This is a genomic window from Opitutus terrae PB90-1, from assembly GCF_000019965.1.
Classification (GTDB): Bacteria; Verrucomicrobiota; Verrucomicrobiia; order Opitutales; family Opitutaceae; genus Opitutus; species Opitutus terrae.
The window spans coordinates 1,679,301-1,701,871 of sequence record NC_010571.1; the positions used below are offsets into that span (position 1 = coordinate 1,679,301).

Annotated in this window: 11 protein-coding genes; 6 read left to right on the top strand and 5 right to left on the bottom strand. The window is 66.7% G+C overall.

Features of this window, described 5'->3' with window-relative positions:
* The first annotated feature begins 74 nt into the window (after positions 1-74).
* The 3 genes from OTER_RS06850 (at position 75) to OTER_RS06860 (ending at position 7,926) form a co-directional block, all read left to right on the top strand.
* Positions 75-3,494, top strand: a complete 3,420-nt coding sequence (locus tag OTER_RS06850; RefSeq protein WP_012374177.1) for a glycosyl hydrolase family 95 catalytic domain-containing protein — start codon at positions 75-77, stop codon at positions 3,492-3,494.
* 21 nt (positions 3,495-3,515) lie between these two features.
* Positions 3,516-6,137, top strand: coding sequence for a beta-galactosidase GalB (gene galB, locus OTER_RS06855; protein ID WP_012374178.1), 2,622 nt, complete (start codon positions 3,516-3,518; stop codon positions 6,135-6,137).
* A gap of 130 nt (positions 6,138-6,267) precedes the next feature.
* Complete coding sequence (locus OTER_RS06860; protein WP_012374179.1) at positions 6,268-7,926, top strand: rhamnogalacturonan acetylesterase; 1,659 nt, start codon at positions 6,268-6,270, stop codon at positions 7,924-7,926.
* Between the two features lie 101 nt (positions 7,927-8,027).
* On the opposite strand, the gene OTER_RS06865 is transcribed toward OTER_RS06860, so the two are convergent.
* Positions 8,028-9,083 (bottom strand): LacI family DNA-binding transcriptional regulator, encoded by a 1,056-nt coding sequence (locus OTER_RS06865; protein WP_158305378.1) that lies wholly within the window; start codon positions 9,081-9,083, stop codon positions 8,028-8,030.
* A 216-nt stretch (positions 9,084-9,299) separates the two neighbouring features.
* Here OTER_RS06865 and rhaM point away from each other — a divergent pair, with 216 nt between their 5' ends.
* From rhaM to OTER_RS06880, 3 genes are all read left to right on the top strand, one after another.
* Entirely contained in the window at positions 9,300-9,614 is a 315-nt protein-coding gene (gene rhaM / locus OTER_RS06870) for an L-rhamnose mutarotase (RefSeq protein ID WP_012374181.1), read from the top strand.
* A 93-nt stretch (positions 9,615-9,707) separates the two neighbouring features.
* Positions 9,708-12,455, top strand: coding sequence for an exo-rhamnogalacturonan lyase family protein (locus OTER_RS06875; protein ID WP_012374182.1), 2,748 nt, complete (start codon positions 9,708-9,710; stop codon positions 12,453-12,455).
* 312 nt (positions 12,456-12,767) lie between these two features.
* On the top strand, positions 12,768-15,029 hold the full coding sequence (locus OTER_RS06880) for a glycoside hydrolase family 88/105 protein (RefSeq protein ID WP_012374183.1): 2,262 nt from the start codon (positions 12,768-12,770) through the stop codon (positions 15,027-15,029).
* Positions 15,030-15,175: 146 nt separating this feature from the next.
* Here the strand turns inward: OTER_RS06880 and OTER_RS06885 are convergent, their stop codons facing one another.
* From OTER_RS06885 to OTER_RS06900, 4 genes are all read right to left on the bottom strand, one after another.
* A complete protein-coding gene (locus OTER_RS06885) occupies positions 15,176-16,012 on the bottom strand; it encodes a sugar phosphate isomerase/epimerase family protein (RefSeq protein ID WP_012374184.1) in 837 nt (278 codons plus the stop codon).
* A gap of 214 nt (positions 16,013-16,226) precedes the next feature.
* Complete coding sequence (locus tag OTER_RS06890) at positions 16,227-17,900, bottom strand: GH39 family glycosyl hydrolase (RefSeq protein WP_012374185.1); 1,674 nt, start codon at positions 17,898-17,900, stop codon at positions 16,227-16,229.
* Positions 17,901-18,023: 123 nt separating this feature from the next.
* Positions 18,024-19,787, bottom strand: a complete 1,764-nt coding sequence (locus tag OTER_RS06895) for a Melibiase subfamily (RefSeq protein ID WP_012374186.1) — start codon at positions 19,785-19,787, stop codon at positions 18,024-18,026.
* Positions 19,788-20,082: 295 nt separating this feature from the next.
* The gene (locus OTER_RS06900) at positions 20,083-22,566 is read right to left on the bottom strand and encodes a beta-galactosidase (RefSeq protein WP_012374187.1); all 2,484 of its coding nucleotides are present in this window, start codon (positions 22,564-22,566) and stop codon (positions 20,083-20,085) included.
* Between the last annotated feature and the right edge of the window lie 5 nt (positions 22,567-22,571).

Here is a 22,571-nt window from a genome sequence, read left to right on the forward strand (position 1 = left end):
TTGCGGGCGAGACGCCCGCGCTCCCAGGAAACAGTCGAGCGCTAGCCGGTTGTCGCGGTCAAACCTCCTCACCTATGCAGCTCTTGCACCTTCGCCGACTGCTCGCCTTCGTGCTGGTCCTGCTGCTCGCGTCGGCACTCCGCGCCGCGGACACGGCGTTTCTCTTCACCTATTTCACCGGCAACGGCGAGGACGGGCTCCACCTCGCGTGGAGCGAGGACGGCTATCGCTGGACCGCACTCGATCGCGGCCGGAGCGTCCTGTTTCCGTCCGTCGGCAAGGATCGGCTGATGCGCGATCCCTGTGTCACGCGTGGACCCGGCGGAACCTACCATCTCGTGTGGACCTCGGGCTGGTGGGACAACGCCATCGGCTACGCGTCGACGCGCGACTTCCTGACCTGGTCGGAGCAGAAGGCGATTCCGGTGATGGCGCACGAACCGACCGTGCGGAACTCCTGGGCACCGGAGGTGGCGTGGGACGCGCAGCGGGAGCAGTTCATCATTTTCTGGGCGTCGACGATTCCGGGAAAGTTTCCGGAAACGGCGGGTTCGTCGGAGGACGCGCTCAACCATCGGATCTACGCCACGACGACGAAGGACTGGCAGGCGTTCACGCCGACGCGGCTGTTCGTGGAACCGGGGTTCAACGTGATCGACGCGACGCTGCTGCCGGCGCGGGACGGCGGCTGGTGGATGATCGCGAAGGATGAAACACAAAAGCCGCCAAAGAAACACCTGCGGCTCGCGCACGCGACGGACATCGAGGGCCCGTGGCGCGAGTTCGGTGCGCCGTTTACGCGCGACTGGGTGGAAGGGCCCACGGCGATCCGGGTCGGTGACGACGTGCTGGTGTATTTCGACGTTTACCGCGAGCGGCACTATGGCGCGCTGCGTTCGCGCGACCTGAAAACCTGGGAGGATGTAACCGACCAGATCGCGCTGCCCGCCGGCGCGCGGCACGGCACGATGATCGAGGTTCCGCGGGCGTTGATCGATCGGCTGCGCGACGCGAAACCGGAGGTCGAGCACCTCGTGCGCTTCGACGCGCCGGCGCGCCACTTCACGGCGGCGACACCGTTGGGAAATGGCCGGCTGGGGCTGATGCCCTTCGGCGGCGTGGACGAGGAGCGGGTCGTGTTGAACGAAGCCGGCATGTGGTCAGGTTCGCCGCAGGATGCCGACCGGCCGAATGCCGCGGCGGCGCTGCCGGAGATCCGGCGGCTGTTGCTCGCCGGCCAGAACGCCGAGGCCGAGAAAGTCGTGGCGGAAAATTTCACGTGCGCGGGCGCGGGATCGGGCCGCGGTCGTGGCGCGAACGTGCCCTACGGCAGCTATCAGGTGCTGGGCGAGCTGAGGCTGGCGTTCGCGTCCTCGGCGAGTGGGACGGAGGTGACGAACTACGCGCGCGAACTCGACCTCGCGGACGCGGTGAGTCGCGTCAGCTACGAGCGCGACGGCGTTCGGTTTGAGCGCGAGGCCTTCGTGAGCGCTCCCGACGAAGTCGCTGTGATCCGGCTAACGGCGAACAAGCGCGGCGCGATCTCCTTCGAGTTGGCGCTGGAGCGACCGGAGCGGGCGACGACCCGCGTGCTGGAGGGTGGACGGCTGCTGATGAGCGGCCGGTTGAGCGACGGCCGCGGCGGCGAGAATGTCGGGTTTGCCACCATCGCGCGGATCGTGAATCGCGGCGGTTCGGTGGAATCCGGCGACGGGGTGCTGCGCGTCCGCGCTGCCGACGAGGTGCTCGTGCTCGTCACGGCGGCGACGGACATCAAGAGCTTCGCGGGTCGGAAAGTGGAGGACGCCGCGGCGACGGCCATGGCGGACATGGATCGGAGCGCGCAGAAAAGTTTCGGCGCGCTGCGCGCCGCGCATCTGGCGCACTATCGCGGGCTGTTTGATCGCGTGCTGCTGCGGCTGAGCGAGGACGGAACGGAGGGAGGGCGGCGAGTCCCCTCGCCGCCGCAAATGACGACGGACGATCGCGGCGCGGAACGGAATCCGCGCCCTACCACCCAAGCCCGTCTCGTAGCCCAGGCGGCCGGCGCGAACGATCCCGGGCTCGCGCAGCTCTACTTTGATTTCGGCCGCTACCTGCTGATCTCGTCGACCCGGCCGGATGGATTTCCGCCCAACCTGCAGGGGATCTGGGCCGACGGTGTGCAGACACCGTGGAACGGCGACTGGCATCTGAACATCAACGTGCAGATGAATTTCTGGCCGGCGGAGATCTGCGGTTTGCCCGAGCTGCACGACTCGCTGTTCTCGTTCACGCAGTCGCTGACCGAGCCGGGCGCGCGGACGGCGCGCGCCTACTACGGCGCGCGCGGCTGGGTGGCGCACGTGCTCGCGAACCCATGGGGCTTCACCTCGCCCGGCGAAGGCGCCAGCTGGGGCGCGACAACGACGGGCTCGGCGTGGCTGTGCCAGCACTTGTGGGACCACTACCTGTTTACCGGCGATCGCGCGTTTCTCGAGCGTGCTTATCCGATGATGAAAGGCTCGGCCGAATTTTATCTCGATATGCTGATCGAGGAGCCAACGCATGGCTGGCTCGTGACTGCGCCCGCGAATTCACCGGAGAATGAATTCGTGCTGGCCGATGGCACGAAGGCGCACGTGTGCCTGGGCCCGACCTTCGACAACCAAATCCTGCGGTCTCTCTTCACCGCCACGGCGGAGGCGGCGCGCGTGCTCGACGTCGACGCGGAGCTGCAGCGCGAGCTCGGCGCAAAGACCGCGCGGTTGCCGCCGACGCGGATCGCGCCGGATGGGCGCGTGATGGAATGGCTGGAAAACTATGGCGAGGCGGATCCGCACCATCGGCACATCTCCCACCTCTGGGGACTTTATCCGGGCGACGAGATCTCGGTGGCCGGCACGCCCGAGCTCGCCGCGGCGGCGCGCAAGACGCTCGATGCGCGCGGGGACGGCGGCACCGGTTGGTGCCTGGCGCACAAGCTGACACTCTGGGCGCGACTCCACGACGGTGCGCGCGCCGCTGATCTGCTGCGGTCGCTACTGAAGCCCGCAGTCGGCGCCGATCAGATCACGACGACCGGTGGCGGCACCTACCCGAATCTTTTTGATGCTCATCCCCCGTTTCAGATCGACGGCAATTTCGGCGGCACGGCGGGCATCGCCGAACTGCTCCTGCAAAGCCGGGCACTGCCCGCCGCGGGTTCCGCTGACCAATCCGGTGTTACAGGTGTCTCACCGGATCGGTCGGCTCAGTCAGCCGGGTGGGAGATCGAGTTGTTGCCCGCGCTACCGCCGACGTGGCGCGGGGGCGAGGTGCGTGGACTGCGGGCCCGGGGCGGATTCGTCGTCGATCTGCGCTGGCGCGACGGCGCGCTCGAACGCGCGGTGATTCACAGCTTGCGCGGCGAATCGGCGCAGATCCGACTGGGCCGCCGGCTCGAAACGTTGCCGACGATTGCGATCGGGGCAGCCGTGGAACTCAATGCCGACCTGAAACCGATCACCCCGTGAATCCTGGATTCTGATCTTCCCATGAAAACGCTCCTCGCAATTAGCCTCATGGCTTGCGCCCTGTTCGGGCCGGCCGTTTTCGCGGCGTCCGATGCGCCGCGCGAACGGGTTTCGTTCGACGCCGGATGGAAATTCATCAAGGGCGACACGCCTTACGCGGGCGGCTCGCTCGATTACGAACGGATCAAGGACTGGGTGCTGCCGACGGGCGACGAGCTGCTCAACCAGCCGCCGGTGCGCGCGCCGCGCCGGCCGCGCGATCCGGAGCGCGAGGTGAAGTTTGCCCACGTCGATTTTGATGACCGCAGCTGGCGCTCGGTCGACCTGCCGCACGACTGGGGTATCGAGGCACCCTTCCAGCAGGACCTGTCCGGCGATACGGGCAAGCTGCCGTGGTTCGGCGTCGCGTGGTATCGGAAAACCTTTACGCTGCCGGCCGAGGACGCGGGGCGCCGCATTGCGCTCGAGCTCGACGGCGCGATGTCCTACGCGCTCGTGTGGTGCAACGGCGCCTTCGTCGGCGGCTGGCCCTACGGCTACACCTCGTGGCGCGTCGACCTGACGCCGCACCTGAAACCCGGCGGATCGAACGTGATCGCGATCCGGTTGGACAACCCGAACTGGTCGTCGCGCTGGTATCCGGGTGGCGGACTCTACCGCCATACCTGGCTGACGAAGACCGCGCCCGTGCACGTCGCGCCCTGGGGCGTGTTCGTCACCACACCGGAGGTGAGCGCGGAGTCGGCGCTCGTCGACGTGGCGGTGACGCTGGCGAACGACACCGACGCGCGCGCCGACGTGCGGGTGGGCGTGAGACTCTTCGCGGCCGATCCGCAGGGCCGGGCGGTCGGTGCGCCGGTGGCGAGCAGCGAGCCGCGCGCGCTCCGCGCGGTGCCGGGCAAAGCCGTGAAGCTGGCGCACACGTTCCGCGTGGCGCAGCCCCGGCGCTGGAGCCTGCGCGAGCGCCATCGCTATGTCGCCGAGACGACGGTGCTCGAAGGCGATCGCGTGATCGATCGCATCGAGACGCCGTTCGGCATTCGCACGATCGCGCACACGCCGAACCACGGCTTTCTGCTGAATGGCGAGCGCGTGCCGCTGCGCGGGGTGTGCAATCACCACGATCTCGGCGCGCTCGGCAGCGCGATCAACGAACGCGCGCTCGAGCGGCAGCTCGAGATCCTGCAGGCGATGGGCGGCAACGCGATTCGCACCAGTCACAATCCGCCCGCCCCCGAGCTGCTCGAGCTCTGCGACCGCATGGGCTTTCTCGTCATGGTCGAGGCGTTCGATTGCTGGCAGGCGGGCAAGACGCCCGACGACTACAGCCGGGTGTTCCACGACTGGCACGAAAAGGATCTGCGCGCGATGATCCGCCGCGATCGCAATCACCCCTGCGTGATCCAGTGGAGCATCGGCAACGAGATTCGCGAGCAGTGGGAGCCGGACGGCTGGCGGCTGGCGGCGCATCTGGCCGGCATCGTGCGCGAGGAGGATCGCACGCGCGCGGTCGCAGCCGGGTTCAATGCTATTGTTTCCGGTTACAACGGCTTTCAAAGCGTCGTCGACCTCGTGGGCTACAACTACAAGCCCGCGGAATATGCCAAGCTGCGCGCCACGCATCCGCAGATCGTGCAGCAGGGCGCGGAGACTGCGTCGACCATCAGCTCGCGCGGCGAGTACTTCTTCCCGGTCAGCGAGGACAAGGCGCAAGGCCGCGCGGACTTTCAGGTGAGCTCCTATGACCTCTACACGCCGCCGTGGGCGACGACGCCCGACACGGAGTGGAAGGCGCAGGACGAGAATCCGTTCGTGCTCGGCGAATTCGTGTGGACCGGGTTCGACTATCTCGGCGAGCCGACGCCGTATAACGCCGACGTCACAAATCTGCTGAACTTCTCCGACGCGGCCGGTCGCGCGAAAATGCAGCAGGAGCTCGACGCGCTCGGCAAAATTCGCGTGCCGTCGCGCAGCAGCTATTTCGGGATCATCGATCTCGCCGGTTTCCCGAAGGATCGTTTTTACCTCTATCAGGCGCGCTGGCGGCCGGAGTTGCCGATGGCGCACATCCTGCCGCATTGGAACTGGCCGGAACGCGTCGGGCAGGTCACGCCGGTGTTTGTCTACAGCTCGGGCGACGAGGCGGAGTTGTTCCTCAACGGCAAATCGCTCGGCCGGCAGAAACGCGGGCCGGGCGAATATCGCTTCCGCTGGAACGACGTCGTCTACCAGCCCGGCGAGCTGAAAGTGGTCACCTACAAGAACGGCAAGCCGTGGGCGGACGCCGTGCAGCGCACGACGGGCGCGGCGGCGAAGCTGCTCGCGCAGCCCGATCGCGCGGCGCTGCGCGCGGACGGCCGCGATCTGTCGTTCGTCACGATCACCGTCGCGGACCGGGACGGCCTGCTCGTGCCGCGGTCGAAGAACAAGCTCACGTTCAGCATCACCGGGCCGGCGACGATCGCCGCCGTCGACAACGGCGACGCGACGAGCTTCGAGCCGTTCCAAGCCCGCGAGCGCTCGGCCTACAATGGACTCGCGCTGGTGATCCTGCGTACGAAACCGGGCGAGAGCGGGCCGATCACCCTGCGCGCCGAGTCGACCGGACTGGCGCCAATCGAGGTGACGTTGAAGAGTGAATGATGAAGCCCGCACCGCTTCTTGTAGGGCTGCCGCCTGCCGGCAGCCTCGGCCGGCGGCGAGCGCCGGCCCCACAAACCATACCGCTGCGCACGACAAATCCGTGGCGTTCACCTCGCCGAGCTTTCCAACAATGAACTCCCGTCTCCTCTCCCTTCTCGCCCAGATTCTCGGCGGGCTCACCTGCGGGCTCGCCCTGGCGGCGTTTGCACAAACCCAATCTCCCGCGCCTGCCACGCCGGCGCCTGATCTCGCGAAAAATCCCGCGGCGGTCGCGACACCGCTGAATCCGGCGTTGCCGACCGTGTTCATCGCGGGCGATTCGACGGCGGCGAAGAACAATGCCGATCCGGTGCAGGGCTGGGGCGTGCCGTTCGCCGACTACTTCGATCCGGCGAAGCTCAACGTGGCGAATCGCGCGCGCGGCGGTCGTAGCAGCCGGACGTTTATCACCGAAGGCTTGTGGGACCAGTTGCTCGCGGAGGTGAAGGCCGGCGATTTCGTGCTGATCCAGTTTGGTCACAACGACGGCGGAGCGATCAACGAGGAGCCGCCAGGCTCGACGCGACCGCTGCGCGCGCGCGGCTCGCTGCCGGGTGTGGGCGAGGAGTCGCAGGAGATCGACAACGTGCTCACGAAAAAACACGAGGTGGTGCACACGTTCGGTTGGTATCTGCGCAAGATGATCGCGGACCTGCAGGCGAAGGGCGCGACGCCGATCGTGCTGTCGCCCACGGTGCGCGCCATTTGGAAGGACGGGAAAGTTGAGCGCGGCGCGCCCAACGCGCATCGCGCGTGGAGCCGCGAGGTCGCGCAATCGGCCGGGGTCGCGTTTGTCGACGTCACCCGGATCATCGCCGACCGTTACCAGCAGCTGGGCGAAGCGCAGGTGAAGGCGTTGTTCGGGCCGGATCACACGCACACGAACGTTGCCGGCGCCGAGCTGACGGCGGCCAGCGTGGTCGCGGGATTGAAGGGGCTGCGCCAGGGACCCTGGGCGCCGTTTCTCTCGGCGAAAGGCCAGGCCGTCGAAGCGGACGCGATCGGCTGGCTCAACCTGCCCGAGCCGGCGAATCCCGAACTGCCGTCGCTCGTGCTGATCGGCGACTCGACGGTGCGCAACGGCCGCGGCGACGGCGACAAGGGCCAGTGGGGCTGGGGCGAGCCGCTAGCCGGATTGGTCGATCCGGCGAAACTGAACGTCGTGAACCGCGCGATCGGCGGCTTGAGCAGCCGGACCTTTTTGACGCAGGGACACTGGGAGCGCGCACTCACGCTGATGAAACGCGGCGATTTTTTGATCATGCAGTTCGGGCACAACGACAGCGCGGCGTTGAACGACACCTCGCGCGCTCGCGGCACGATCAAGGGCGTGGGTGAGGAGACGGAGAAGATCGACAATCTGCTGACGAAAAAACACGAGGTGGTTCACACGTATGGCTGGTATCTGCGGCATTACGTGCGCGAGGCGAAGGAGCGCGGGATCACGCCGATCATCTGTTCGCCCGTTCCGCGCAAGACATGGAAGGAGGGCCGCATCGTGCGCTCCGCCGACAGTTATGCCGGCTGGGCCAAGCAGGTCGCGGAACGGGAGGGCGTGGCCTTCATCGATCTCAACGAACTCGTCGCGCAGCGCTACGACCAGCTCGGCGCGGAGAAAGTCGACGCGCTGTTTGCGGACGAGCACACGCACACCAGCCGGCTGGGTGCGGAACTGAACGCCGCGATCGTGGCGGAGGCGCTGCGCGCGATGCCAGACGTGCGGCTGAAGGAGGGGTTGCAGTCGCTGTAGACCACCTCGGTGAGGTGGCGGGCCACGTCCCCAGCGACTTGGCCTACCGTCTCGCGTGAGGACCACGGCGGCGCGGGAGGCGCCGCGCTACTGCCGGAAAGTCAGTTGTCGACGCCAGCGGCGGTCGTCTCGGCCGCGACGGGCGGCCGAAGCGTCGGCCCTTCGATCAGCTTGGCGGGAATGGTCGTCAGCGAAGGCTCGCCGGGGATGCCAAACTCGTTGTGGAGAAGCTGTCCGATCACGAGCTCGGCACAACGCGCGCCGAGTTGATGCGTCTGCAAATCGAGCGCCGCGCACGGTTCGGTGACGCGCAGTGAATTGAGGCAGACGAAACTGTGCGTCTTCGGCACGTCGGCGCCGCACTCCTTCATCCAGCTCATCGCCTCGGGGAAATGGCCGAGCACGACGTCGGGATCGTATTTCTTGAACCAGGTCTCGAAATCGGCGCGGGTGATGGAGGTCCGGCGCAGTGCGGGCACCGCGGTGATTTTTGGCAGGTATTTCTGCAGCGCGAGAAACGCGCCTTCCCAGCGGAACTGCAGCCGCTCGTCGAGGTGGATGTCCATAAACAACCCCGGGCGCCGATAGCCGCGTGCGTGCAGCTCGTGCAGCAGCGCCACCATGGAGCGATAGTGATCCGAACAGACGCAGTGCAGCGCGGGATGGTCGATGAAATAGTCGGCGTAGACCGCGGTGTAGCGGTCCCAGCTCAAGCCAGTGAGATCCGGAAAGCCGGACGCGGGCAGGACGATGAGCCCCTGGATCCCGCGCGTGTGGAGGATCGTGTCGAGCCGGTTCAACCGCATGCCTTGCGGGCCAATCTCGAAGCGCTCGACCTTGAAGCCGAGATCGTTGGCGCGCTCGGAAATTCCGGAGAGCAGGCTCTCGTTGTAGCGAATAACGTGCGCGGGGCGGATGGGCTCGACCATCTCAATGGCCGCGAGCACGCCGCGAAACTTCTGCCCGCGTGAACGCCGCAGCAGTGACATGACGGCGCCGGTCAGCGGATTGCGCTCGTAACCGGCCGCCTTCGCGGCGGCACGCACGCGCGCGACGGTATCAGGGTTGACGCGCGGCGAACCGCGCAACGCGTCCGAGACGGTCGTCCGCGAGAGCCCGAGGGAGCGGGCCAACGTGCGCAGAGTGGGGGCAGCCATGGGGAACAGCGCCACCATTCGACTTCGCGGCGGGAGTTCAATGCAAATTCGACCAGTCCGAATTTTTTGGGGCCGCGCCGCACTGCATCCATCGCGCGCGGCCCCAACGACGGTCGAGGGCCTTGGCCGCGGCCGTTCAAACTGTCCCGGAACTCGCCCGGTCGCCTTTCCCGGCGCGGCTCGCACCGTGAAGCAACGTTTCACCCCTTCGCCCCGATGATTCGCAAAGCGTTCGTCATGTCCGTCAATGCCGGCTGCGAGGCCGAGTACGAGCGGCGCCATCGCCCGATTTGGGCCGAGCTCGCGCAGGTGCTCAAAGCGCACGGTGTCCATAACTACTCGATCTTCCTGCATCCGCAGACCCGGCAGCTCTTCGGTTATGTGGAGATCGAGGATGAGGCGCGTTGGGCGGCGATCGCCCGCACGCCGGAATGCCAGCGCTGGTGGAAACACATGGGCGACGTGATGCCCAGCAATCCCGATTTCAGTCCGGTCTCCGCGGACCTGCGCGAGGTATTTCACCTCGACTAGTTCCCGGGAGCGCGACCGCCCGCGGTCGCTCCGAGGAATTGCGGCCGAGGGTGGCCGCGCTCCCAAACTCCGATCTTCGACTCCCCGTTACCCATGTCCCACCTCACTCGTCGCCAATTTGTACAGAAAACCGCGCTCGCCGCCGTGGCGGCGCAACTCGCCACGTCCCTGCGCGCGCAAGTCAACGCCGCCCCCGCCGGCGCCGTGCCCGTGAAAGCGTCCGTGAAGCCGGGCGTTGCCGAAGCGCGCTGGCTCGATGGTTCGACGCCGAAGGTGCAACCCGGAGCCACCTGGGGCGTGGCCTGGCCGCGCGGACAGCACCCGGCGGGAACGACCTTCGCGCTACGCGCCGACGGCGCGGCGCTGCCGGTGCAGAGCTGGCCGCTGGCGACGTGGCCGGACGGATCATTCAAATGGACCGCCCACGCTTTGCCGGCGAACACCCCGGGCGCGTCCTTCGAACTGGCGGCCGGCACGCCGGCCGAACTGCCGCAGCCGCTGCGGGCGAGCGAATCCGCCGACGCGATCGCGATCGACACCGGCGTGATCCAGGTTCGGGTGGCGCGCGCGGGCCGCGAGCTGATTCCGCTGATCACGCGCGACGGTCGCGAGATCCTGCAGCACGGCCGGCTGGTGTTGTTGCGACAGGACGCGGCGGAAGCGGGGGCGGATCCCGAGCCCTTCGCCGGCGAGATTGGCGCGGTGACGCTTGAGCAGTCGGGTCCTGTGCGGGCGGTGGTGAAGATCGAGGGCCGGCACGCGGCGGAGCAAGGCGGTCGCGCCTGGCTGCCGTTCGTGGTGCGGCTGTATTTCTACGCGGGCGGCGACGCGATCCGCGTGATGCACACGATCATCTACGACGGCGACGAGCGGAAGGATTTCATCCGCGGACTGGGATTGCGGTTCGATGTGCCGCTCCGTGGGGAACTGCACGACCGGCACGTGCGGTTCTCCGGGCAGGAGGCGGGATTGTTCACCGAAGCGGTGCGCGGGCTCACGGGGCTGCGCCGCGACGCGGGCGCGGCGGTGAAGAATGCGCAGCGTGCAGGCGAAGCGACCCCACCACTCGAGGCTTGGCCGAAGAACGTGAGCAGCCGGCTGCATTACGTGCCGGCGTTCGGCGACTGGACGGTGTTCCAGCCCAACGCGGACGGATTCGAGATCCGCAAGCGGACCAAGCCGGGCTACACCTGGATCAGCGCGGCGCGCGGTCAGCGTGCCGGCGGGATGGGTTATGTCGGCACGCCGACGGGCGGCGTGGCTTTCGGCATCCGCAATTTCTGGCAGAGCCATCCGGCGCAACTCGACATTCGCGGTGCCGCGGGTGAGCGCGCCGAAGTCACCGCCTGGGTGTGGGCCCCGGAGGCCGGGCCGATGGATTTGCGCGGCTATCACGACAGTCTCGGCGAGGACACCTACGACAAACAGCTCGAGGCGATGGAAATCACCTACGAGGATTACGAGCCGGGCTTCGACAAACCGGAGGGCGTGGCGCGCACGAGCGAATTGTATCTGTTCGCGCTGGCGGCGACGCCGCGCGGCGCCCAGCTCGCCGCGCTCGCCGACGTGGTGCGCACACCGCCGGTCGTGATGGCGACGCCCGCGACGCTGCATGTGGCCGGAGTGTTCGGCGGACTGTGGTCGCCGGTGGATCGTTCGACGCCGGAGCGGGCCGCGATCGAGGACCAGCTCGATTGGTATTTCGACTATTATCAACAGCAGCGCGAGGAGCGCCGCTGGTACGGCTATTGGAACTACGGCGACGTGATGCACAGCTACGACGTCGATCGCCACGAATGGAAATACGACGTCGGCGGGTTCGCGTGGGACAACTCGGAGTTGTCCACCGACATCTGGCTCTGGCTGCTTTTCCTGCGCAGCGGCCGCGCGGACATCTTCCGTTTCGCCGAGGCGTTGACGCGGCACACGGGCGAGGTCGACGTGCATCATCAGGGCCGGTTCGCGCCGCTGGGCTCGCGGCACAACGTGCTCCACTGGGGCTGCAGCGCGAAGCAACTGCGGATCAGCACGGCGTTGAACCGACGCTACTATTACTATCTCACCGGTGACGAGCGGTTCGGCGATCTCATGCGCGAGCAGATCGAGGCGGCGCGGGCGCTGGCCATGATCCAGGCCAACCGCAAGGTCGCGCGCGATCGCGTGACGCCGCCGGATCCGAACGCGAAGGAAGTCTACGCCGGATTCGGCACGGACTGGGGCTCGCTCGCGGGCGCGTGGCTGACCGAGTGGGAGCGCACCGGCGATCCGAAGATGCGCGACCGGCTGCTCGCGAGCATGCGCACGATCGCGGCGCAGCCGCAGGGATTTTTCACCGGTGGCGCGCGGCTGCAACTGGCCACCGGCGCGTTCGCGAAAAGCGACAACGAGCGACCAAACGTCTCGCACCTGAGTGCGGTGTTCGGGCTCGTCGAAGTTTGTGCCGAGCTGGTGCAGCTGCTCGACGTGCCGGAGTTCAAGCAGGCGTGGCTCGATTATTGCAGACTCTACAACGCGCCCGGCGAGGAGCAGGCGCAGCGTTTCGGCCAGCCGCTGCGCGGCATCAGCCTGCAGCAGGGGCACTCGCGGCTCACCGCGTTTGCGGCGGTGCAGCAACGCGAGCCGACGCTGGCGCAGCGCGCGTGGTCGGAGTTCTTCCGGGGGGAGGGTGGCGAGGGCCGCACGCGCAACCAGCGACTCGAGGTCCACGAGGTGCGCGGGCCCGAGGTGCTGCGACCGGTGCACGAAGCCCGGTTTGTCTCCACCAACGGCAGCGCGCAGTGGGGCCTGGCGGCGATCGAGTGCCTGGCGCTGGTGGGCGATCAGCTTGGCGCTCACAAATAAGCCGATGTTCGCGCATTAGCCTCTGACCATGCACAACTTGGGTGATTGTAACCCGCGATCACCCCGACTCATGACGGTCGCATTCCTACGGTCAGAATCCGCGGGCGATTGTATCAAATCCGATTCGGCGGCGTGATGCTCGCCCGGCCCGTTTTCGCGCCGTACCCCCATGTTTACCTCGCTCCGATCGTCCTTAGGAAAACTGCCGTTGCGGTGGGGCGCCGTGGCGCCGCGGCCATGCCGCCGGCGGCGATCCGGATCCGAGGTCCGCGCTGACGCCCGCACGGCGATCTACCCCTAATTCCCACCTCCATGGGTTTCTATTTCGAAGATCATCTCAGCATGGCCGCGCAAGCAGGCCTGCAGGTGGAGCGGACGCTCGATACGATCGTGCGTCGCTATCGCGGGCACAACCCGCCGCATCTCCCGAGCTACCGGCCTTACCAGCGGCGCGGCATCATGCGCGGCAAGGACTACCGCTACGTGGCGGATTTCAACGCGGAGTTTCCCGACGCGCCCGACGGCGCGCTGGCGTACGCCTGGGGCCGGATCTGGTCGGAGGGACGCAGCGAAATCAAGTTCGACGTCTCGTGTCACTGTCCCACGCACGTCTACCAGGCCGGGGCGTGCGTCTTTCAGTCGACGATTTTTGAGGAGCGGTATCCAGAGAGCCGGCACCGGTTGAATCTTACGCTCGAGCCGGGCTGGAATCATCTCGTGCTGCGGTTCAAGAAAACGCGCGCCGGTTTCGGCGGCGTGTTCGGCACGTGGCTGGGCAAGCTGCCGTATTATTTCCTGATGCCGACGCCGGAACGCGCGGGGCACGAGGGCTGGATCTTCACCGGGCCGCTGCGCCAGGAGCTCGCGGTGATTCCGGGCGCGGAGACGAGCGAGGCGGCGACCGGCGTGACGTGGCATCCGCAGCAGGGATGGAGTGCGGCGGAGAAGAAGCTTGGCCAGTGCCGGCGGATCTTCGGTCTCGTGCCGGGCGGCTGCGCGGTGGGCTGGACGCGCGCACAGTTTCTGCGGCCGGGCCGCGGCGAATATGTGCTGACCGGTGAGTGCCGCGCGCCGATCACGGTCACGATCGCGGACGAGATTGTACTGTCGACGCGCAAGCCCGGCCGGTTCGAGGCGAAGGTGCGGGTGCCGTTCGGCATCTGGGACGTGATGGTCCGCGCGGCGTGTCGCGGGCAGGATTGGGGCTACGAGCTGACGATCAAGGACGGTCGGGCGCCGGTGAATCTCCTGAGCCCGTGCCAGCTGCAGGGCCCGGCGAATCCGTGGATGTACCTCGGTCCGCTGGCGGCGGACCAGGAGTTCGAGCTGCGGAGCCTGCGTGATCTCAACAAGCTCGCGCCGGGCCTGCAGGGCGACGTGTATTGGCGGCTCGATGCGCCCGACACCTGGGTGCGGCCCTATAACGACAATCCGCTCTACGGCCGCTGGAACTATCCGCTGGGCGTGACGCTGTACGGCCTCCTCCAGGCCTCGCGACTGCTCGGTTCGGGCGAGACGCAGCGGTACATCGTCGATCACATCCAGTTTTGCTGCGACCTGTTCGACTACGCGATGTGGGACCGCCAGCAATATGGCGGCGCGACCAACGTGCACCATCTGCTCACGAGCATCGACAGTCTCGACGACTGCGGCTCGTTCGGTTCGTGCGTGCTGGAGGTGGCCAAGTATTTCGAGCTGCACGGCGCGCGGGAGATTTCGGACTACGTGGCGGATTTCATCACCAACCACCAGGTGCGGCTGCCGGACGGCACGTTCTTCCGGAAGGACCTGATGCACGAGTTCCATGAGGACACGCTCTGGGCCGACGACCTGTACATGAGCGTGCCGTTCCTGTGTCGTTACTATCAGCTCACCGGCGAGGCGCGCTACATCGACGATGCGGCGCGACAGTTCCTCGGGTTCAAGGAGCGGCTCTATCTGCCGGACCAGAAGCTGATGGCGCACGTCTACGATTTCAGCCGCAAGATGGCCACCGGCGTCCCTTGGGGCCGCGGCAACGGCTGGGTGATTTTCTCGCTGTCCGAGCTCCTCGCGGTGCTGCCGTCGGATCACGCGCTGCGGCCAGAGCTGCTGGCGATGTTCCGCGAGCTCTCCGCCGGTTATCTGGCGCAGCAGGGCGCGTCGGGCATGTGGCACCAGGTGCTGAACGAGCACGATTCGTATCCGGAGACCTCGTGCACCTCGATGTTCGTGTACGGGTTCGCGCGCGGCGTGCAGTATGGCTGGCTCGAGCAGCCGGAGCCGTATGTGCGCGCAGTCTTCCGCGCCTGGGAGGCGCTGAACCGGATCTCGATTGACCGGCAGGGCAACATCCATGGCGTGTGCCGCGGTTCGGAATTCTCGTTCACGTCCGACTACTACAAGAAGGACCTGCTCTGGAATCTGAACGACACGCACGGCATCGGCATCGTGCTGCTGGCGGGGGTCGAGGTGCTGCGGCTGACCCAGCACCTGCAGAAAACCGAGTCGGCGAGTGCAGCGGTCGTGAAGGCGCCGCCGAAAAAATCGGCGCGGCGCAGCTCGCGTCCCGCGCTTGGCACCGCGGCGAAATAAGCGGCGGGCGGAGCTGGATCGCGACTTCGTCGGACACCGCTGGCGGCGCATTGACCGGCGGATGCGAAAACGGCGCCGCAAGCTGCGCCCCTACGGTCCTGACGCGCGGCCGCGGGCGTGGGAGACCCTCGCCCTACACAGACGCATCAGGCGCGCTGCCAGGTGTCGCGCATAAACGCGACGGTGTGGGCGATCGTGGACGGATGCGTGTTCTCCAGCAGCACGGGCACGTCCCGCGGCTGAGCTTTCAACCAGCGCATCCAGCGCTCCTGGTGCAGCGCGCCGCGGCCGGCGGGATGCTCGTGAAATTTGCCGGCGTCCACCGTGAAATCCTTCGCGTGCACGATCCGGATCCGGTCGCCCAGCAGCTGGTGCGCCTCGTCCATGATCTCATCCTGCCGCTGGTGGTTCGTGCTCCAGAGCAGGTTCACCGGATCGTAGATGACCTGAACGCTGCGCGAGTCGACGGCTTCCAACAGTCGCTTGAGCCGCGGCGGCGAGGAGATCACGTAGCGTTCGACCGCCTCGATGCCGACGATCGCGCCGCATTTTTCCGCCTCGTCGGCGAGTTCGCGCACGCTGGCCACCACGAGGTCGAAGGCCTCGTCGCCCGCATTCTCGGGATGACGCGAGAAATCGGAGTTCAATGAACCGGTTTCCGTGCCGACGATCGGACCGCCAAAATCGCGGGCGAGCCGCAGATAGGCTTTGAACCGTTCCAGCTGCGCGCGACGGTGAGATTCGTTGCGGTCAGCCAAGTTGATGTAGCAGCCGAGCACGGAGATCTCCACGCCGTGCCGCTGGAAGGCCGTGTGTACGCGACGGGCGAATTCGGGCGTGAGCCGCGCGGTCGAGCCGTCGCAACCTGCGATCGCCTTGGGCGGTGCGAGTTGCACGCAGGACAAGCCGTGGCGGGCGATGGTCGCCGCCAGTTCGTCGGGAGGAAGTTGACCGAAATCGTGAGCGCGGACGCCGAGGTTCATGCGCGAAAGGTGGGTGCGCCGTGCGGACTACCCGCGCTCGGCGCACCGTCGACGATGCCCGTGCGGTGCATCGTGGCGAAAGCGACTCGTCCGGACAGTCTGGACAAACCAGGCGCCGGGGCTGGCCGCAGTGACGGCAAGGTCGCCGGACTCGTTGAGCCCGGGCTCGGGTCAGCGATCTAGGCTACAGCGGCGCCCCGGGCACAGGCTGATCTCACTCCCATTCGAGCACGACCAGCGACACGGCCTGCCGCGGCAGCGCGAAATGCAGCGTCGCCACACCACTCTCGACGGCGACGGAAGCAGGCGACTCAGCCAGCTGCGCGAGCTGGCTGGCCCGTTGCAGTGCATCGTACTGCTGTTGGTTCGGCGCCAGCGGGGTGCCCATCCGCTTCCACTCGGCGAAGGCGTTGCTGTGCGTCGCATCGATTCGAGCGTGACTCACGCGGGCGGTGCGGAGCGTGTCGGGCAGACCGCGCACGGCGAACTCCACCGCGGCATCGGGGCCGGCGACGTCGTCATCGTGGTAATGCCATAGCACGACCGCGACCTGATGCGCGTCGCGACTGGCGAACGCGCCCACATCCGGCGCGCGGCGGACGCCCTGCCGGAGAATGTCGTCGAGGGGGATCGCGCCCGAGCTTTCCGCCGCGACGCGCTCGGTGCCGAGCCGGCTGAACATCCGAAAGACGTTCAGCACGGGCAGGGCGATGCCGTTGCTGGAGAGCACGCGCTGGCCGGCGAAATACGGCTGATCCTCGAACTCGAACGCCCAGGTGAGCACGCCCTCGAGATTCACGCCGTGCTTCGCCGCCAAATCGTATTTGCGCGCGAAACTCGCCGCCGTGTAGCTCGAGTACACGGTGCCGCTGCGATACGTGAACTGCCCGCCCATGCACGCGGCGCAGCCCTCGGGATCGGACTCGCCGATCACGATCGGCTTCGCCTTCAGCTCCGGATAGGACGCAACGATCGCGAAGCCCTCGTCGAGCGTGCGCAGGTGCGGCGCGATGCCCATCCGAATGTGCCCGTCGACGAACGCCGGCGAGCCTTTGGCGTGAAACGAAATGAAATCGAGCGGCGTGCCGGTCTCGCCGGTCGCATGATTTTTCCCGCGCAGGCAGTGCTCGAGGAACTCGTGCATCCGCGGGCCGCCGTGTCCGGCGAAATCGGGTCCGCCGACCCGCGCCGTGGGCAGTGCGCGGCGGACCGCGGCGATCGCGTAGTCATGCAGTTTGATGAACTCTTCGGGGGTGCCCTGCCAGTAAGGGATGTTGGCTTCGTTCCAGGTTTCCCAATACCAGCGCTCGACCTCGGCCGCGCCGAATTCTTCCACGCAGTGCTTCGCCCACTGGTAAACGAGTTCGCCCCATTTTTCGAAATCCTTGGGCGGATAAGCCCAGCCGGTGTAGATCCGCTCGTAAGGCAAGCCGGCACGCCACTCGTGCTGATAAGGTTCCGGGTGCGTCGACAGCGCCTGCGGCATGAAACCGATCTCGACGTACGGCCGCACGCCTCGCGCCAGCCCGGTGGAAAAAATCCGGTCGACGATCGTCCAGTCGTACACAGGTCGGCCGGCGGCGTCTTCGGTGTAGGCGTTCGTGCTGCCCCATTTGTGCGCCGGCGTGCCATCGCCGCTGGTGAGCAGGTTGTGGGTGCGGAAATAGACCTCACCGGGCCGGAGGGTGCCGAGTTCGCCGAGCAGCCGGCGGCCGTCCTTCATCGTCGTGTAGTTCGGCTCGTCCGCGCCGAAGAATCGCCAGACGGGCTTGAGTGGCCCGAGCGAGTGCGCGGCGTCGACGGTGACGGAAACGGGGAAAGGAGCGTCCGCGGCGAAGAGAGGCGACGCGAAACAGACCGCCGAGAAAAGGGAGAGGAGTCGTTTCATGAAAAGATAAGGGGATGCGTGTGCGGGGAGGGCGGGTTGTTCTCAACCCGCCGCGGGCTGGCGGGAATTTCGGACTGAGCTTCACTCCTGTTCATGAAATTTCCGGGTTAGGGATAACGCGCCCTATCTTGGCGACAGCCGGTACAACCCGGCGCCGTGGAAGGGAATTTCCGGCGCGAACTCGCGTTCGACGGTGCCGAGATCGCGATGAGCCCAGAGATCGCGGACGTGTGTGCCTTGCGGCAATCCGAGCTCGGACAGACTCACGGCCACCGGCAGACCGGCGGCTTTGCTTTCGTTTTCCGGGGTGGCGACCACAACGAGAAAGCGAACCGGTCCGGGCTCGTGGCCGCGACCGTTGCTCTCGACGGACGCTTGCGCGCGGAACCGGACGGCATCCCGCGGTAGAGCGAATTCCACGAAGGCGGGGATCTCCGCGCCGATGCCGATCGGCTGGCCGGCGGCGTCCTTTTTGACCGCCGTGCTGTCCCAGGCGGCGTCGGCGTGCGCCCACGTGAGTTCGGTCAACGGCTGCTCCTTGCCGTCGGCGAATACCAGGCGCGGGGCGCGCCAGAGGATGCGGTTCCACTCGCCGCTCGTTTCGGCCGGCTCGGCGGAGAGGAAGAGCTTGGTGCCGCCGGTGACGTCGGCATCGACGGCTGCGCCGGCACCGGAGCGCACGGACGGGCTGACATAGCGGGCGTTGGCGGGAGTGCGGCGGACGCGATCGCGGGTGTTGAACACGGCGAGATATTTGTCGGCGGAGCCCGGCACGTCGGCGACCCAGGCGATCAGTTGATCGCGATCGAACAGGGGCCGGTTGTTTTCGCTCTGCTGGTTGACGGCGAGCACCTCATCGTTGGTGAGCAGCGAAAGCGTGAAGTCGTCGGTCTTCGTCAGGTCGCCGCCGTGCATGAGCGGCGACCGGGCGATGGACCACAGCGTCATCAAGGTGCGCTGCTCGTCCGGCGTGAACCGGGTGATGCGCGTACCGAGATTGAGCACGCCGAGCGGCAGCATGTCGGCGTCGGGCCAGGCGCCCGTGACGCGATGCGGATTCCACGCGGCGAGCCGGCCGAATTGGTCGCGCAGCGCGAGCCAGCGGTCCCAGAAGTCGTCGCTGATCCGCCAGAGGTTCGCGTGGTCGCGCACGTGAGCGGCGGCGGTGAGCGCGGTTTCGCCGGGCGACAGGCTGAGCACGATCGGCCGGCCGGTGCGATCGATCGCGCGCCGGATCGCCTCGATCTCCGACTCGTGCTCATGATACGGCCGCGAGATGTCGTCGACCTTCACGTAGTCAACGCCCCACGCGGCGATCAGCGCGAACACGGAGTCGTAATACTCCTGCGCGCCGGGCTTCGTCAGATCGACGCCGAACATGTCGGGATTCCACGGGCAAATGCTGGCGCGATTCGCGATGTCCTGTGCACGTACGCTCGTGCCCTTCACCGGCAGGTTCCTCTCGACGGCCTGACGCGGGATCCCGCGCATGAGATGGATCCCCATCTTCAGTCCGAGCGAATGAATGTAGTCGGCGAGCGGCTTGAATCCCGCGCCCTCCGCGGCGGACGGGAAACGGTTGAGCGCCGGCGTCAGCCGGCCGAACTCGTCCATCGTGAGCGTGGCGTCGCTGCGGTAGGCGTGGCTCTTGGCGCCCGGCTCGTACCACTGGATGTCGACGACGACATACTGCCAGCCGTGCGATTTCAGTTGGGCCGCCATGAAGTCGGCCTGCTGCTTGGTCTGCTCTTCGGTAATGGTGGTGGCAAAGTTGTCCCAGCTGTTCCAGCCCATCGGCGGCGTCGGCGCCCAGGAACGGAAGGCGGGCGCACCGGCGTGAACCGCGGAAGCCAAAGTCAGCGGGAGAAGAAGCGTGATCAATTTCATGGAAGTGAGGAGGTGGTGTGACCGGCCGTCGCTACAGCCCGAAAACGCGGAAAAGGTTTTTGAGCAGAGCGAGGTTCTGATCGGGATGAACCACAGATGGACACAGATAAACACAGATGGGCGGAGCCTGCATTCCTCCTCCCACCTCTGTGTTTATCTGTGTTCATCTGTGGTTAAGCTAAAACATCTTCGATAAAACTGTGGCCGCATTGGTCGCGTTGCAGGCCACCCCGGTGAGGTGGCAAGCCAGGTCGCCTACCTGGCCCACAACGGCTACGACATTGATTAAAATGCTCTAGAGTTCGACCTCCGGGCGCGTGACGACCTCGACGTGCTGCAGTTCAGCCACCGCCGGACGGTCCTCGAATTCCGGTTTGGCCGACTCCGGGAAAAAGATGGGCGCGCCTTTTTGCAACGGCAGGATGGCGATCGTGAGTTCGCCGGCGCGGAGCAGGTCGGCGTGACGACGGAGCCCGATCTCGAGCGCGTTGCCGTTGTAGAAATCATCCGTGACGAACGTGCCTCCGATCGACACGCGCGCCACGTCGCCGACGTAATGCAGCCGGAGGAGCGGATTCGTGCCGAGGTCGAGATCCCGCGGGAGTTGAATCCGCCACACGGCGGCGTCCGCAAAATCGGCGTCGATTGGCGCCGCAGCGACGGGTTGCTGCGTGCGTGCGGATTGAATGTGGCGCAGCGGGCCGGGGGCGCGCACCAATTCGAATGCGACCGGCGTGATCTGCGACTGAACGCCGCGCGACGTGAATCGAGTGAAAAGTCCATCGGGCTCGGACGCGACGTTCGCGCCGTTCACCCGCAGCTTGGCGGCGGGCGCGGGGTAGACGCTGGCCGTCGCGGCGGTCGAGGTTCCCGGTGTCGACTCGATGCGGACCCTGTCGGTTGCGAACGAGAGGTTGTCATGCGCGAGGAACACGCGTTCGCCGCCGTGCCACGTGCCTTTCCAAAGCGCACGAGAGTCCGCGTCACTAAGCAGTACGATGCGGACGGTATGGTCTGGTGTTTTCCGTGGCTGGAGGACGAGCGCCACCTCACGACCGGCGGGCAGAGCTGCGACCAGGATGCGGTCGGCGTCGCGCGTCATCTCGCCACGAACCGCTTCCACCTTGGTCTCGCGGGCGTCGAATGCGAACTCGGCCGGGACGCCGGGCGTTTCGGCGAAAAACACCGTGCGCGCCCCGTCGGCGATGATTTGCGTGATCGGCTGCGCGGTGGCGTAGGTCAGCGTGACGCCGCCGAGATCGAGCCCAAAGGGCCAGAAAAACGCGGCGCTGGGAGCAACCGTGATCGGGCGCGAGGGGAAGGTGAGCCGGGCGGATCGGCCTGAATCCGCGGGTGGGACGCGCGTGCCAGAAGCCAAAACCAGCGTGAATTGTACGTCGGGCTTCGGCGGCAGTTCGCGGCTGCGTTCATAATTGTTGACGAAGAGAAAGCCGGACGCGCCGTCCGCTCTCGCGGCCCAGCGGAGCGTGGTCACGTCGTCACGGCCGGTGGGGCGCACGTCCGGGAGCGACACGGACGTCGCCGCAAGTTCGTCACCCCATTCGTGCAGAAACAGGTGCAGCCGGCGGAGCGAATGATACTGCGGCCGGACCTGCCCGTATTGCCCGAGCGGCGCCTGAAAGTCGTAGTTTTTTTCCGGCAGATCGTTCCAATTCGTCAACGACGTGGCTTGCGACTCCATCAAGGTGGTGAGCTTCGCCTCCGGATTCGTTCCGCCATGATACATGTAATAACCCGGCGAGACGCTGCCGGAGCCGAGCTTAACGAGCGTGGTCGACTCGATATCCCGTGAATCGACGAGAATGCGGCGGTGATAGCTGCTCATCATCCCGCCGCCGATTTCGCAGGTGAGATAAGGATAGCGGGCCACATCCGGCGCGTCTTGCACGTCCCGGCGGCCGAGCGCTTCGTTCGCGATGTTCGCGTCGGTGCGCAACGTGGAGAAATGGAACCCGGCCCAGTAATTGCCGGGCATCGAGGTGAGTTCGCGGTCCCAGAATCCCTCGGCGTACACGCCGTAGAGCGGAATGATTTCGCCGAAGGGCATGGGAGTGCGCAGCGCAGGCCAGCCGGTGCGCGTGTAAATCGGCACGTCGAGTCCGGCTTCGCGCGCGATCCGCTTGAGCGTGAGCAGGTGGGCGGCGGGGCCGCCGTATTCGTTTTCCAACTGGATGCCGATGACCGGACCGCCCTCTTTCCACAGCAATCCGCCCAGCTGCGCGGCGATCTGCTGGTAGAGCCGCGTGGCGCTCGCGAGATAACCCGGATCATCAGAACGCATGTTGCCCCGGGCGACGATCCAGTCGGGCAGCCCGCCATTGCGCACCTCGCCGTGACACCACGGGCCGCAGCGGACGATCACCTTCAAGCCGACCTCGCCCGCGGTTTTGACGAAACGCCGCAGGTCGCGTTGACCAGACCAATCCCATTGGCCCTCGATCTCTTCGTGGTGGATCCAGAAGACGTAGGTCGCGACGAGGTCGATGCCGCCGGCCTTCATCTTGAGCAGTTCGTTGCGCCATTCCGCGGCGGGATAGCGCGAGTAGTGAAACTCGCCCATCGCCGGCGTCCAACGCCGGCCGTCGAGCCACAGGCTGCGGCTGTCAAGCGCGAGCGTGGAACCGCTCGGATTTTTCGCGGTGCCCATCGCGAACGCGGCGGATTCGGCCGGAGCGTCGGCGCGCGGCGCAAGGGAGATCGTGAGCGGCGCCGCCATGAGCGAGGACGACACGAGGAGAATCAAAACCGCGAGTTTCATTGATG

Excerpts from the sequence above, each read along its gene's own strand:
- OTER_RS06850 (WP_012374177.1), top strand. The coding sequence starts at position 75 with ATGCAGCTCTTGCACCTTCGCCGACTGCTCGCCTTCGTGCTGGTCCTG.
- galB (WP_012374178.1), top strand. The coding sequence starts at position 3,516 with ATGAAAACGCTCCTCGCAATTAGCCTCATGGCTTGCGCCCTGTTCGGG.
- OTER_RS06860 (WP_012374179.1), top strand. The coding sequence starts at position 6,268 with ATGAACTCCCGTCTCCTCTCCCTTCTCGCCCAGATTCTCGGCGGGCTC.
- OTER_RS06865 (WP_158305378.1), bottom strand. The coding sequence starts at position 9,083 with ATGGCTGCCCCCACTCTGCGCACGTTGGCCCGCTCCCTCGGGCTCTCG.
- rhaM (WP_012374181.1), top strand. The coding sequence starts at position 9,300 with ATGATTCGCAAAGCGTTCGTCATGTCCGTCAATGCCGGCTGCGAGGCC.
- OTER_RS06875 (WP_012374182.1), top strand. The coding sequence starts at position 9,708 with ATGTCCCACCTCACTCGTCGCCAATTTGTACAGAAAACCGCGCTCGCC.
- OTER_RS06880 (WP_012374183.1), top strand. The coding sequence starts at position 12,768 with ATGGGTTTCTATTTCGAAGATCATCTCAGCATGGCCGCGCAAGCAGGC.
- OTER_RS06885 (WP_012374184.1), bottom strand. The coding sequence starts at position 16,012 with ATGAACCTCGGCGTCCGCGCTCACGATTTCGGTCAACTTCCTCCCGAC.
- OTER_RS06890 (WP_012374185.1), bottom strand. The coding sequence starts at position 17,900 with ATGAAACGACTCCTCTCCCTTTTCTCGGCGGTCTGTTTCGCGTCGCCT.
- OTER_RS06895 (WP_012374186.1), bottom strand. The coding sequence starts at position 19,787 with ATGAAATTGATCACGCTTCTTCTCCCGCTGACTTTGGCTTCCGCGGTT.
- OTER_RS06900 (WP_012374187.1), bottom strand. The coding sequence starts at position 22,566 with ATGAAACTCGCGGTTTTGATTCTCCTCGTGTCGTCCTCGCTCATGGCG.